The following is a 13632-nucleotide window of genomic DNA, read 5'->3' on the forward strand; positions in this document are numbered from 1 at the left end:
TTTATCTTTATTAGTGAATTAAATCACATAAATTGTCGTCAACTACTTGTATAATTTCAAATATAAACCACTAAAATTTTGAGTAATGTACAGCGTCTATTCAAGGAGGCATACACACATGAACGGAAAAAAAGAGAACCTCATTATCATTGGTAACGGTATGGCAGGAATCAGTACCGTTGAGCAAATTTTGAAATTAACTACGCGATTTGATATTACTGTTTTTGGCACAGAGCCCTATCCTAACTACAACCGCATTATGTTGTCTTATGTACTGGAAGGAAGCAAAACACTGGACGATATCGTGCTGAACGACCTTCACTGGTATGAAGATTACGGCATTACGCTGCACACAGGCACAACGGTTACACGAATCGATGCCGAGACACACGAAGTTGTGACTGAAGATGGAACTCGCGTTCCTTATGACAAAATTATCATTGCAACAGGCTCCAACTCCTTCATTCTCCCCGTACCGGGACATGACAAAGAAGGTGTTGTCGGTTTCCGCGATATCGCCGATTGCAATGTCATGCTGGAAGCTGCTAAGCAGTATAAACGAGCGGCCGTTATCGGGGGCGGACTGCTAGGCCTTGAAGCTGCCAAAGGGTTGGTACAACTTGGCATGGAAGTTACCGTAGTGCATCTGATGGAAGATCTGATGGAGCGTCAGCTTGATCCACAAGCTTCAGCCATGTTGAAGGCAGAACTCGAACGTCAGGGTATCCGGTTCAAGATGGGTGCGCAGACTTCCGAACTGCTGGGCGGCGAACGCGTTGAAGGGATACGTTTTGCAGATGATACGGTTCTGAATGTTGATTTTGTGGTCATGGCTGTAGGCATTAAACCCAATACGACTGTAGCCCGCGAAAGCGGTATGGAAGTGAACCGGGGTATTGTCGTGAATGACTATATGCAGACTTCACTTGAGAATGTGTATTCGGTCGGGGAATGTACAGAGCACCGCGGGGTATGTTACGGCCTCGTTGCCCCCTTGTTCGAACAAGGCATGATTCTCGCGAAACATATCTGCGGTGTAGAGACCGCTCCATATGAAGGTTCTGTAGTATCTACGAAATTGAAAATTTCGGGTGTAGACGTGTTTTCAACGGGTGAATTCATCGACAGCCCAGAGCACACGGTCATTTCGCACAAAGATGACTGGAAACGAACCTACAAAAAAATTCTGCTTCGTGATAATAAAATGGTCGGCGCTGTTCTCTTCGGTGACATTACGGATTCTGCCGAATTGCAGAAACTGATTAAAAATCAAACCGAAATGACCGAGGAATTGTACGGTTCACTCATGGGTACAGGCTGCGGCGGTCATAAGAAAGCAACCTCTGTTGAAACGATGCCCGAGGACGAGATCGTCTGTGGATGTAACGGGGTAACTAAAGGCACGATTGTCGATGTAATTACAAACCAGGGCCTTACCACTGTAGATGAAATCAAAGCCTGTACCGGTGCAACACGCTCATGCGGTGGATGTAAACCGGTTGTGGAACAGATTCTGCAATATGTGCTGGGAGACGGCTTCAGCAGTGGAGCCAAACAGGGAATATGCGGATGTACTTCCATGGGACGGGATGAGATTGTAGCTGAGATTCGTGCAAAAGGATTACAAACGACCAAAGAGGTCATGAATGTACTGGGTTGGAGTCAGCCTGAGGGTTGTTCGAAATGTCGCCCTGCAATCAACTATTACCTTGGCATGATTGCACCAGACACACACGAAGATGAGAAGGAATCCCGTTTTGTTAACGAACGCATGAATGCAAATATTCAAAAAGATGGAACGTATACGGTCGTACCTCGGATGTATGGCGGAGTGACTACACCAGCGGATCTCAAACGCATCGCTGATGTTTCAGTCAAATATGATGTGAAAGCAGTCAAAGTTACCGGCGGTCAGCGCCTCGACTTGATTGGTGTCAAAAAAGAAGATCTGACTAAAGTCTGGGCTGAACTGGATATGCCTTCAGGTTATGCATACGCCAAATCGCTGCGCACGGTCAAAACATGTGTCGGCTCCCAATTCTGCCGATTCGGTACACAGGATTCCATGGCTATGGGTGCTCGGATTGAACGGAAATTCGAACGTCTGGATCTGCCTGCCAAGTTCAAATACGCTGTCAATGGCTGTCCACGGAACTGTGCAGAGGCATGTACAAAAGATATCGGTATCGTTGGTAATGACGGCGGCTGGGAAATCTTTATCGGTGGTAACGGCGGTATTAAAGCAAGACTTGCTGATTCCCTATGCAAAGTGAAAACAGATGAAGAGTTGATTGAATTGTGCGGAGCCATCATGCAATATTACCGCGAGACAGGTAACTATCTGGAGCGGACTTCCGAGTGGGTGGAACGTATGGGTCTGGAGCATATTCGTTCGGTTGTCGTGGATAATCTTGAGGAACGCAAAGCGTTGATGCAACGGATTGAATTCGCACTTGAGCATGTGGAAGAACCTTGGCAGAAAGCGATTCGTAATGAGGAAGGCCAAAGCAAAATGTTCCACGGCATCGAAGTATCGGCTCGTCCATAAGTAAGCTCGCAAGATAACACTACCGGAATGTTAAATATAGATAAGGAGTGGTTTTAGATGACGACAAAACAATCAGGCACCTACTTCCCTGCCGGAGTAGTTGAAGAATTCCTGCCACGAATCGGAAGAGTAGTTGAGATTAAGGACCATCAGCTTGCTGTCTTTCGTGCATCGGATGGCACCATCTTCGCTGCGGATAATCACAACCCCCACCCCAAGGGTGGGCCGCTGGCAGAAGGCATCGTGTCCGGACATTATCTGTACGATCCACTGTATGATTGGAAAATCGATCTGACGACCGGTCTTGTGCAAGCACCGGATAATGGTCAAGTCCAGATGTATCCAGTCAAGGTAGAGAACGGCCAGGTCTGGATTGCTGTATAGCTCCATTGAAACGTTCAAAGATTGATGCAAAATAATGGGGGAAACCGTGATGTATACACCAAGTGTTGAGGGAATTATTGAAGCTGCAGTTAAAAAACGGGATCAGATGAACTCCAATCTTTCACGCTACATGGTTGCCGCCTTAATGGCGGGTGCCTATGTAGGACTTGGCATCGTGCTGATCTTCAGTATCGGTGCTCCGCTCCTTGCGGCACAGTCACCACTGCAAACCATGTTGATGGGCATGTCCTTCGGACTCGCGCTCACGCTGGTCATCTTTGCCGGATCGGAACTGTTCACAGGTAACAATATGTTCTTTACCATGAGTACACTGGCAGGCCGGACCACAGTTAAAGATACACTGAAAAACTGGGGGCTCGTCTTCCTCGGCAACTTGTTAGGTGCGATCCTGCTCAGCCTGCTTATTGTAGGCAGTGGCCTGTTCAAAACGGCTGCGCCTGAACATCTGTTATTCGTCGCTTCAGCCAAAAAGATGGCTGCTCCCGTATCGGAGTTGTTCTTCCGCGGCATTCTCTGTAACTGGCTCGTCTGTCTGGCGATCTGGATGGCTGCTCGCACCAAAGAGGATATCGCCAAAATTGCTCTTATCTGGTGGTGTCTGTACGCCTTTATTGCAAGTGGGTATGAGCACAGTGTTGCCAATATGACTTTGCTGTCCTTGTCCTGGCTGTTGCCTAACCACCCGGATACCATTACTCTGGCAGGCTGGTTTCATAACATGATCCCGGTGACACTTGGTAATATCATCGGCGGTGCCCTATTTGTCGGAATGGCTTACTGGTATACTTCACCGGTACGTAAAAGATCATAATTCTTTATTCAACAGCAATTATGTAGCGCCAGGTAACACAACATCTACACACTGAAGCCACGATGGATGCCGAACTTACGTTCAGTCACACATCGTGGCTTTTTATGGTTTGTCGATAAGCATCGTACTCTCTCGCATGGTTCCCCTTTCATCCTCTCGTCCTTCTATAAAGAATTAAAATTCATTTTACCTTCGTCGCTATCCGCCTTAATCCACAGTTGACATAACTGGTGTATAGTCGATGGATACTCACATTTATACTCAATCAGCAAAGGATGATCGCTTATATGGGAATCCATACATACTTCAGGTCACTGAATGATCTTGAACGTATTATTCGTACACCTGGCAAATTCAAATTCGAAGAACACAGCGTCTCCGCTCATTCCTGGAAAGTGGTACAGTACGCCAAAACACTCGCAGATATTGAGGAACAGCATGGAGTCATCGTGGATTGGAAGAAGTTATACGAAATTACGAGCAGTCATGATTATGGTGAAATCTTCATTGGTGATATCAAAACACCAGTCAAACATTATTCACTGGAGCTGCGTTCGATGCTGCAGAAGGTGGAAGAAGGCATGGTTGAACATTTTATTAATGAAAATATTCCTGAAGAGTTCCAGCCTATATTCCGCAGACAGCTGCGTGAGGGCAAAGACCAATCGGTTGAAGGACTGATTCTCGAAGTCGCAGACAAGATGGATCAGGTATATGAAGCCTTTGCTGAGCTCCAACGTGGCAATACGGAGAAAGAGTTTATCGTTATGTACCGTTATGCCTTGGTCAAAATCAAAAATATCGACCTCCACTGTGTGCAGTATTTCCTGGAACAGATTCTACCCGACATGATTGAAGAAGGTATTCGCTCCCCGTTTGATATTCGCAAAATAACCGAAGAAGCTCTGGCCCAGTAATCAGCTCAGGTCAACATGGTTCTCCTCATCCATGGACAGGGCTTTTTTTCGTTCCTGCAATTGCAGTCGGTATTCGCTAGGGTACAAGCCCGTTTTGTTTTTGAAGATCCGGCTGAAATAGTGGGAATCACTATACCCTACCGCTCCACCAATCGTCTTGATATCCATATTCTCATGGGTGACAAGCATACGTTTTGCTTCATTGATCCGCAGACCTGTCATATATTTCAGCGGAGTCTCCCCCGTTACTTTCTTAAAACACTTTCCTAGATAGTCCACAGTAAAATGCATCTGTCCCGCCATGTCCTGGAGTGTAATCTCATGCATGTAATTCTGCTTCAAATACAACTTAATGGCCTCTGCGATATCCTCCGGCTTCACCTGCTCGTCCAGCACGGCACTGACGTGGGCAAGTGAATCCACAGCGCTCCCAAGCTTCAATTCCATCGCATCCAGCAGTGTCCGAAGCTGTTCTTCCGATAATGGTTTGAGCAGATAATCCTCCACCTTGTAACTGATTGCCTGCCGTGCATATTCGAATTCATGGTAACCACTCAGAATGACAATCTTTACATGCGGATAGGCAAAATACAGATGTTTGGCGAGCTCCAATCCATTCATTACCGGCATCTGTATATCAGTTACAACCAGATCAGGTACGGAATGTTCGATCAGCTGTAACGCTTCCTGACCGTTCCGCGCTTCACCGATCACCTCGAACCGGGTGTCCAGCTCTCTGAATTTGCGCGAGACATTCCGGCGAATCAGGGCTTCATCTTCCACAATAATCGTTCTGTATTTGATTGTCATGGGTTCAGTCATGCTCCTTTCGAATGGAACCGCCTATGGTAATCTGGACACCGCCGGAAGGCTTGTTCGTGATCTGCATGTGGGCTGCCGTGCCATACCATAATTTCAATCGGACCCATATATTTTTGAGTCCCATGCCGTTAATTTCGAGATCAGGCATACGCTCCCACTCCTGTGATTGTTCGATGTAATGCATGATCTTGGCAAGTGCCTCCGGTTCCATGCCAGGCCCGTTGTCTTCCACGTGGATCTGCCAGGTCTGCTGTACCGCATCCATATCTCCAGTAATATTCAGTCTCCATGGAGGGGAATCACCCAGTCCATATTTCATGGCATTTTCGAGTAGTGGTTGTACCATCAGCATCGGAACCTGGATATACTTCATCTCTTCTGGAATATGAAACTCATAGTGTAGATCATCCTCGAACCTAATCTTCATACACTCCAGATATCGCTCACAATAATCCAGTTCTTGGGACAGGGGAACCCCATTCTTTCCCGGAGTAGAAATATAACGCAGCATAGACGCAATATTGGTGCAGAACGCGACAATCTGCTCATTCATGCCTTCTTCCGCCATGATGCTAATATTTGTGATGTTGTTATAGAGAAAATGCGGGTTCATCTGGGATTGCAGCGCCAGTAATCTCGCTTCTGTCTCCTGAGATTTCATCGCCAGCCTGTCCTGAAACGATTGCACAAGCTGTTGATTCAGCCGGATAAACGTATCATTCAGCTCATCCATCTCCCGAATAGAACCGGGATGCTCCAGCTTGAACAACTGACCGGAATCCTGACCGGATACCAGATCATTCTCACCCGTTTTCTGAATAATGCGCTGCAAACGATGAAGCGGCAAAGTAACCCGTTTGGAGATGAGATACGAGAGAACCAGAATCAGCATGAGAGTAGCTAACGTGGCACCGATAAACATCACAGCCATCCGGTTGAGACTCGCGAAAAGGGACTGTTTGGACTGCATGACAACAACGGTCCATCCCGTCTCCTGTGATGTCATGTACGTCATCATTTGTTTGGACTGACTCAAAGGATCGGTGATCTCCTGCATCGTATCAGGAGGAAATGAAAGATTTTGAATCAAGTCCACATCATCGAAATAACCTGCTTGAGAAGCATCGGCATCCGAAGAAAGTGGGTACAACCGTGTATTTTGTTCATCCACTACATAGATCCGGAGATCGTTGTTATTCGCCTGCAATTCATTCAAATGCTGAAACAGGGTTCCCGCATCCTGCAAAATCTCAACGACGCCTTGGCTGACATAATTTCCATCTTTGTATACACGGGTAAGCGAAATGTAAGGTTGATCTGATTTTCCCTCGCCGGTCGGAATGGGCAAGGCTCCACCCTCTAACAATTGGATCACTCGCCAGCCACTCCGCTCCCAGGTTTCCTTGTACCACGGTCGCTGAGTCAGGTCTACCGACAATTGACCGTTGAATGCACCCGCTCCCAACATCTTGCCGTTCACGTCATAGATATTGGCCTGCTTGGCTGTATTGGAGCTGCTGATGATCGCGAGAATGACGTCAATTAGTGTGGTTGTATCCTTATACAATGCTGGATCACTCGTCATTGTCTGCTCACTGCCTTCTGCTGGTGCCAAGTAGTGACTGAAGTGTTCTTTGACCAGATTGGAGTACACAATATTCATGGAGAAGTTGTTCATTTTCACCACTTCCTGATCCAGATTACTGACGATTGATACCCCCAGTTGTCTCTGTTGTTCTTCACTTCGCTGACGAATGTCACTTGCGAGAAAAACATACAGAAGCCCCGCCACAATCAGCGAAAAGATAATAAATACCGCAGAGTAATAGGCAAACAGACTTTGCTGAAGCGTTCCAAATCGATATCGCAATCCCCTCACACCTCGTCCTATGATGATCTCTGTCACACCATTCGAAAATGTCCACCCAACAGAACGCTTTTGTCTATTGAGCACATCCCTTGTTCACAGTAAAGTTATCCACATAAGAATACGCTTACATTAAGCGTTTCGGCAAGTGACAATTTTCTTTATATTTCGGGAGGTTCAATGATGAGAAAACGATTTCTATTTTCGCTTGCAAGTGTGCTCCTGCTCTCCACCCTGCTGCTTGCCGGGTGCAACTCAGGTAAAAGTACGGAAGGTTCGGGTAAGGTGACACTCACGTTTGGAACAAGCCAATCCGGTATTCCGCGTACAGGCATCATGCAGACGATGGCCAAGGAATATGAGCAGGAGACCGGTATCAAAATTGACTTCCAAGTTGTCCCTGACGCACAGTGGCGTGACCTGATCAAGGTGAAGCTGGCCTCTGGTGAAGCACCTGACATTTTCAATGTCGATGTGGACCCACTGAGCATGCCGGCTAACGTAAGACCGGAGGAAAATGCCATTGACCTGACCAATGAGGAATTCACAGGTCGGATGTCTGAAGAGATTTTGCCAACCGTCAGTCACAATGACAAGGTGTACGGGGTTTCTTTTGCGCCAACGAAAATCTGGTATGTGTACTATAACAAACGTATCTTCCAGGAGCTCGGCATAGAGCCTCCTACATCCTATGCCGAATTCAAGGCAATCAGCCAGAAAATTAAGGATAAAGACATTATTCCGTTCTATCAAGCACCTGCCAGCGGGTGGTATCAGGTTCTGCCTTTGTTCGAAACGGGACCTAACTATGAGCAAACAACAGCGGGAACGTACGAGAAACTGAATAATAATGAGATGAAAGTCGCAGATATGACGCAACTCAAGACGGTCATTGAACAGTTGAAAGAATTTGCGGATCTAGGTTATTTTGGCAAAGACTTCTTGTCCAATACGGTAGAAGCGGGAATTGAAGCGTTTGGTCAGGAGAAAGCAGCGATGTTGCTGCGGGTTCCAGGGACGGAAAAGGAAGTCTCCGAAGCGTATCCGGCAATGAAAGATAATATGGGGTTCTTCGTCATGCCGTGGGGAGATAATCAGACGATTGGTGTGAATCCGGGCGGTTCAGCTGCGATGTTTGGTAACAAAAACAGTAAACATCCCGAAGAAGTGCTGAAATTCTTCCGCTGGATTACCGAGCATGATCATCTGCAACGTGTGTTTGATGAAGGTGAAGGTAACCTGACCATTTGCTGGCCGGAAATCGAACCAAAGCTGACACAGGATTATATTGATTATGAGAAAAATCATGAAAAAGGAACGGTCATGCAGGCCGCTGTGAAATATATTGATCCACAATGGATGGATATTGGCAAAGACTTGTCGGGCATGTTCGCCGGAGCCATGACACCGGATCAGATTCTGCAAAACATTGATAAACGCCGTGCTGAACAAGCCAAAGTGCTGAAAGATGAGAAGTGGCAGTAATAGCGCATATTGCAGATAAACATAAATGCTGAACAGCGTTACATGCAGCGGGCATTTGCCCGCTCATGTATTTTATTTTGGCAGGAAGGAAAGGTGTTACCGGTTATGAATGCAAACAAAATCTATCCCTGGTATTTCTCATCTGGAGCGATTGTATTATATCTGCTATTTATCGTTGCTCCCGCCCTGCTGGGCATCTATTATTCCTTCACCGACTGGAACAGTTATAGTTCGGAGAAGAACTTTATCGGTCTGGAGCATTTCCGTACCATATTGGCGGGTGATCCGACCTATCTTCTTTTTATCAAAAACACAGTCCTGTTCACCCTCGTGACATCCATCGCCAAGACTGTTCTGGGATTGTTCCTGGCTCTGCTCCTGGTCAGCGGTGTAAAGGCCGCAAATGTGCATCGGATGATCATTTTCTCGCCGCAAGTGCTGTCGTTCCTCATTGTTGGACTCGTGTTCAAAAGTCTGCTCGATCCCAACAACGGGTTCGTTAACGTGACCCTGCGTTCCATGGGACTGGATGTTCTCGCCCAGAACTGGCTGGGTTCCCTAACTTGGGCCATGCCATCCATTATGGCGGTGGATACGTGGAAAGGCATGGGATACATCATGGTGCTGTTTATCGCCGGACTGCTCGCCATTCCACGGGATTACTACGAAGCAGCATCCATTGATGGCGCCGGCTTCGGGCAGAAGTTGTTCCGGATCACGATTCCGATGCTGATGCCTACCATTACAATCGCAACGGTACTTAATATTACGTATGGGTTACGGGTATTCGATGCCGTATACGTGCTAACCAACGGTGGCCCCGGTAACGCAACAGATGTCATTAACACGGCGGTCTATTCCTCTTTTGCCAAAGGGTATTGGGGACTCGGAAGTGCGCTATCTACCATTCTGTTTGTCATCATGGCGATCATCTCCTTTTTCATCATTCGTTTGATGAACCGAAAGGTGGAATACTAACATGCGATTGAGAAAAAGATTGGCTTCCATCGGGTTAAATGCACTCGCCTGGCTGCTCAGCCTGGTGGTCCTGATTCCTTTTGTCGTCATTGTACTGAATTCATTCAAGTCGGACGCCGAGGCCAAAGTGCTGAAGCTGACGCTGCCCGAGAAGTTTATCTTCGAAAATTACAAAATTGTCTATGAACAGGGACATTTGGGCGGTTCCTTTTTCAACAGTCTGCTGCATTCCGGAGCCTCTTCCCTGCTGCTGGTGTTTGTTGTAGCCTTCTCGGCCTTCACGTTATCCCGCAATTATTCGAGGCTCAGCAAGTTCCTGTATTTCTTCCTGATTCTTGGTATCACACTTCCGCTCAACTACATTCCGCTGATGGAAGTCATGAAGTCGATGAGCATGATCAATTCACATCTCGGCATGATTCTGCTCTACACCGCCATGGGGATTCCAATCTCGCTGTTCATTACGTATGCGTTTGTGTCTAACATCCCGAAGGAGCTGGATGAAGCTGCGATCATGGACGGATGTAACGGTATCAAGCTGTTCCTGAGAATTATTGTACCTCTGCTCACGTCCGTTTTGGTGACGGTATTTGTTCTTAATTTTCTGAGTGTCTGGAACGAGTTCACCGCCCCACTCTATATGCTGAATACGGTCGAGATGTGGCCGATGACGCTTGCTGTATATAACTTCTTCGGACAATTCAGTGCCCAGTGGAATCTGGTCAGTGCCGATATCGTGCTCACGTCATTGCCTGTGTTGATTGTGTTCCTCATTGGGCAAAAGTATATTGTAGGAGGACTAACTTCAGGGGCAGTTAAAGGGTAAACTCCACCGACAATCCAAATACACAAACACTCTTGTCTGAGTACATCTTCTGACTCCCCGGCACAAAAAAGCCCTTGTCTGCTCATCGTGTGATACTTCTTCGTACAGAAGATGTATCACACGATGCTGCGGACAAGGACTTACGCTGTTGGATTCGAATTAATCGTGCGCCAACCCGCCAACATCGGATGGAGCTGTTATATCTGGGCTCTGCTCCAGAGATTTGATCATTTTCAAACGGGATGTGATTATTGCGATCAGAATAACAAACAGACCCGCGATGATAAACAGAAAGGCAATACCTCTGCCTGGCCCAGTTCCAATAATTTGACCAACAGACGAAGCCAGTGCTCCCCCTTCCATCAACAGTGGATTAAACACATGGTCGGCCAGAAATCCAGCCAAACTGTATGCAATAATAAACCCGAGTTGTGACAGAATACCAATGATTCCCCATACCCTGCCCTGCTTTTCGTTGGCGATATTGTTTCGCACCAGCACATCTGCGCTCATATTGACAAACGGCAGCGATGACAGGAACAGAAAACCTGCGAAGATAATAAAATAAATATTGGTAGATATCCCCAGAAGCGAAAAGGACAAACCGCACAAAATCAGACCCATCACAAGCACACTAGCGTATCTCTTTGTTATTGTAAATATGCCGATGCACAAGCTGCTAATGAGCATGCCGATGGCACTTACAGACTGAAACGTTCCAAGTGTCTTTGCATCCGTGAATGACAGAAGCATCGGACCAATGAGTGTCTCCAGGAATCCCAGATAAAAGGTGACAAGTGAAATAATCACCACCAGCAACAGTACTCCCTTGTTGGTTACAACTTCTCTCCAGCCCTCTTGAATATCGGTGATCCAGTTTTTTCCTTCTCGATCCTCTCGCTCCACTTTCATGCTCTTCCGAATAACCAGCACAGCCAGAATGGCAACCAGGAATGTCAGAATATTAATGACCAGAATGACTTCAATGGTTGTTATACTAAGCAGAATGCCCGCAATGATGGGTGAAAACAGAAACTTCGAGGATTCAGCCAGTTGTACAAGACCGCTTCCTTTTGAGAATTGATCCTTATCCAGCAGGTCCGTAGCAGAGGCCTTGTATGCCGGGCTCTGCAACGCGGAAAACACCGAACTAAAGGCCACTCCCACATAGATATGCCATAATTGGATATCACCTGTGAGCATAATGGACAGAATGAAAATCAAACCGGCTGCCGACCCCAGGTCGCCGATAATCATCATCGTTCGACGGTCGAATCGGTCTGCCAATACCCCTCCAATAGGTCGAAGCAGGATATTCGGCAGAAACGTGAATAAGGTAATCAATGCAACACTTGTTGCCGTATTCGTTTTTTCGAAAGCATACACCCCCAGGGAGAAGGCTGTAAGTCCAATCCCAATCATGGAGATGAGCTGACCGAACCATACTACCAGAAACTTTTTAAATGATTTTTGAACGGTATGTTCCATGGATGATACTCCTTTCTCGGCTAACCTTGATTCGGAAAATAGAGACGAGTGACGTAGGCGAAGCTTCCTTTTTCTGCTCCCAGCACACGTTCCATAATCTGTGTGAATGCTTCAACCTTTTTTTCGAGTTCTTCCTCCTCCCATTGAAAGATGCCTCGATCCAGCAAAAATTGTGACGATACGAGCAGGAATTCGATGGATTCCTTTGGGTTAGGTGTATGAAATACCCCCTCCTGAATGCCCTGCTCTACCACCTCGGCCAAGATGGGACTTAATCGAATTACCGTCTCTACAAGACTCTTTTGGTGCATCTCCACATTATGAACACTGTGCAATTGCTCGATGAGATCATGTTTTCTGCCGTCAGGCTGATTCTGCGCCATCATGATGCGAAAAATTTTGTCATGGGCATTCAGTTTGGGGTCGGACACCACGTGCCTGGCCGATGCCTCCCCGCTCAGAATAAAACGCATGACGATGGCGTTCATGACCTCTTCCTTGGACTGAAAATAATAATAAAATGTACCCTTGGCAATGTTGCACGCCTGAAGGATATCCATGACCGTAGCTTTGGTGTACCCCTTTGTTATGAACAGAATCTCGGCGGCATCCAAAATCTCGTTCCTTCGTTCTTCCGGATTTTTTATCAATCTCATATCCTGGCCTCCGATACGTTCGACCGACTGTCGGTCTATTGTAGTCATGGAGTTCTTTTTTTAGAACCCCATTTCAGTCAACCATTGCGCCAAATGGCTTTCCCTTGTTTTTAGATCCTGACGCTCTCTTGCATATTTTCCAATATTTCTGTCTGCAACAAGCTTACCGTCCATCATAAACAGTACACGTTCCGATCTGGCAGCGACTTTCACATCATGGGTCACCAGCAGAATGGTTGTACCTGTTGCATTAATATCGCCCAGAATATCCATGATTTCATACGTTGATTTGGAATTCAGCGCCCCCGTTGGTTCATCGCCGAATAAAATATCTGGATTATTGATCAGCGCACGGCAGATGGCAATCCGTTGAAGCTGTCCACCTGAGGCTTGGGTGATGTTATGCCCAGCAAGCTCATCAATCCCCATTTTTTTCATTAATGACATTGCCCGTGTATTAATCGTTTCTCTGCTGCTATTCTTGGCCAGATACGCGGAAAGTACGATATTGTCTAATAGATTCAGATTCTTGAGCAGATGAATATTTTGAAAGATGAATCCCATCTTGGTCAAACGTAGACTTGCCAGATCCCTCTCCTCAAATGCCGATATTTTTTTGCCATTAAAATAGACACTTCCAGCACTAATCTGATCCATACCACTTATGTTGTACAGTAAGGTAGACTTGCCTGAGCCAGATGGCCCCATGATGGAAACAAATTCTCCCTTTTTTAATTGAAGGTTGATATCTTTCAAGATGTTATGTTCTTCATTCTCGCCGATCGCTACGGATTTATTCACGTCTTTAGCCTCAAGTATAGTTGTCATC

The 13632-nt window shown here is 46.5% G+C and carries 12 protein-coding genes; 7 read left to right on the plus strand and 5 right to left on the minus strand.

The annotated features are described in order from the left end of the window. Positions 1 to 118: 118 nt before the first annotated feature. From nirB to ACETMN_RS24330, 4 genes are all read left to right on the plus strand, one after another. Positions 119 to 2548, plus strand: a complete 2430-nt coding sequence (gene nirB, locus ACETMN_RS24315) for a nitrite reductase large subunit NirB (protein ID WP_091013907.1) — start codon at positions 119 to 121, stop codon at positions 2546 to 2548. A gap of 57 nt (positions 2549 to 2605) precedes the next feature. Then, entirely contained in the window at positions 2606 to 2932 is a 327-nt protein-coding gene (nirD, locus tag ACETMN_RS24320; RefSeq protein WP_091013905.1) for a nitrite reductase small subunit NirD, read from the plus strand. A 49-nt stretch (positions 2933 to 2981) separates the two neighbouring features. After that, positions 2982 to 3764 (plus strand): formate/nitrite transporter family protein, encoded by a 783-nt coding sequence (locus ACETMN_RS24325; protein ID WP_091013903.1) that lies wholly within the window; start codon positions 2982 to 2984, stop codon positions 3762 to 3764. 287 nt (positions 3765 to 4051) lie between these two features. Further along, a complete protein-coding gene (locus ACETMN_RS24330) occupies positions 4052 to 4681 on the plus strand; it encodes a YfbR-like 5'-deoxynucleotidase (RefSeq protein WP_091013902.1) in 630 nt (209 codons plus the stop codon). Here ACETMN_RS24330 and ACETMN_RS24335 read toward each other — a convergent pair whose 3' ends face one another. Continuing rightward, positions 4682 to 5491: a response regulator gene (locus ACETMN_RS24335; protein ID WP_091013900.1), complete on the minus strand. Its 810-nt coding sequence runs from the start codon at positions 5489 to 5491 to the stop codon at positions 4682 to 4684. It abuts the gene before it with no gap. 4 nt (positions 5492 to 5495) lie between these two features. After that, positions 5496 to 7373, minus strand: a complete 1878-nt coding sequence (locus ACETMN_RS24340; protein ID WP_091013897.1) for a sensor histidine kinase — start codon at positions 7371 to 7373, stop codon at positions 5496 to 5498. Between the two features lie 180 nt (positions 7374 to 7553). On the opposite strand from ACETMN_RS24340, the gene ACETMN_RS24345 reads away from it, so the two are divergent. The 3 genes from ACETMN_RS24345 (at position 7554) to ACETMN_RS24355 (ending at position 10659) form a co-directional block, all read left to right on the plus strand. After that, positions 7554 to 8855, plus strand: coding sequence for an ABC transporter substrate-binding protein (locus ACETMN_RS24345; RefSeq protein WP_091013895.1), 1302 nt, complete (start codon positions 7554 to 7556; stop codon positions 8853 to 8855). A gap of 105 nt (positions 8856 to 8960) precedes the next feature. Next, positions 8961 to 9833 carry a carbohydrate ABC transporter permease gene (locus tag ACETMN_RS24350; protein ID WP_091013891.1) on the plus strand — a complete coding sequence of 291 codons (873 nt, stop codon included), beginning with the start codon at positions 8961 to 8963 and terminating at the stop codon, positions 9831 to 9833. A gap of 1 nt (position 9834) precedes the next feature. Next, the gene (locus ACETMN_RS24355; protein ID WP_091013890.1) at positions 9835 to 10659 is read left to right on the plus strand and encodes a carbohydrate ABC transporter permease; all 825 of its coding nucleotides are present in this window, start codon (positions 9835 to 9837) and stop codon (positions 10657 to 10659) included. Positions 10660 to 10818: 159 nt separating this feature from the next. Here the strand turns inward: ACETMN_RS24355 and ACETMN_RS24360 are convergent, their stop codons facing one another. The 3 genes from ACETMN_RS24360 to ACETMN_RS24370 are packed head-to-tail and all read right to left on the minus strand — an operon-like array spanning position 10819 to position 13631. Beyond that, entirely contained in the window at positions 10819 to 12147 is a 1329-nt protein-coding gene (locus ACETMN_RS24360; RefSeq protein WP_076214246.1) for an MFS transporter, read from the minus strand. A 20-nt stretch (positions 12148 to 12167) separates the two neighbouring features. Further along, entirely contained in the window at positions 12168 to 12803 is a 636-nt protein-coding gene (locus ACETMN_RS24365) for a TetR/AcrR family transcriptional regulator (protein WP_091013887.1), read from the minus strand. Positions 12804 to 12863: 60 nt separating this feature from the next. Further along, entirely contained in the window at positions 12864 to 13631 is a 768-nt protein-coding gene (locus ACETMN_RS24370) for an ABC transporter ATP-binding protein (RefSeq protein ID WP_047843824.1), read from the minus strand. Position 13632 lies beyond the last annotated feature (1 nt).

Source organism: Paenibacillus sp. M2 (assembly GCF_046713495.1).
Lineage (GTDB): Bacteria > Bacillota > Bacilli > Paenibacillales > Paenibacillaceae > Paenibacillus > Paenibacillus amylolyticus_B.

What these genes read in the sequence shown, in the direction of transcription:
- nirB (WP_091013907.1), top strand. Translation starts at nt 119, where the DNA reads ATGAACGGAAAAAAAGAGAACCTCATTATCATTGGTAACGGTATGGCA.
- nirD (WP_091013905.1), top strand. Translation starts at nt 2,606, where the DNA reads ATGACGACAAAACAATCAGGCACCTACTTCCCTGCCGGAGTAGTTGAA.
- ACETMN_RS24325 (WP_091013903.1), top strand. Translation starts at nt 2,982, where the DNA reads ATGTATACACCAAGTGTTGAGGGAATTATTGAAGCTGCAGTTAAAAAA.
- ACETMN_RS24330 (WP_091013902.1), top strand. Translation starts at nt 4,052, where the DNA reads ATGGGAATCCATACATACTTCAGGTCACTGAATGATCTTGAACGTATT.
- ACETMN_RS24335 (WP_091013900.1), bottom strand. Translation starts at nt 5,491, where the DNA reads ATGACAATCAAATACAGAACGATTATTGTGGAAGATGAAGCCCTGATT.
- ACETMN_RS24345 (WP_091013895.1), top strand. Translation starts at nt 7,554, where the DNA reads ATGAGAAAACGATTTCTATTTTCGCTTGCAAGTGTGCTCCTGCTCTCC.
- ACETMN_RS24350 (WP_091013891.1), top strand. Translation starts at nt 8,961, where the DNA reads ATGAATGCAAACAAAATCTATCCCTGGTATTTCTCATCTGGAGCGATT.
- ACETMN_RS24355 (WP_091013890.1), top strand. Translation starts at nt 9,835, where the DNA reads ATGCGATTGAGAAAAAGATTGGCTTCCATCGGGTTAAATGCACTCGCC.
- ACETMN_RS24360 (WP_076214246.1), bottom strand. Translation starts at nt 12,147, where the DNA reads ATGGAACATACCGTTCAAAAATCATTTAAAAAGTTTCTGGTAGTATGG.
- ACETMN_RS24365 (WP_091013887.1), bottom strand. Translation starts at nt 12,803, where the DNA reads ATGAGATTGATAAAAAATCCGGAAGAACGAAGGAACGAGATTTTGGAT.
- ACETMN_RS24370 (WP_047843824.1), bottom strand. Translation starts at nt 13,631, where the DNA reads ATGACAACTATACTTGAGGCTAAAGACGTGAATAAATCCGTAGCGATC.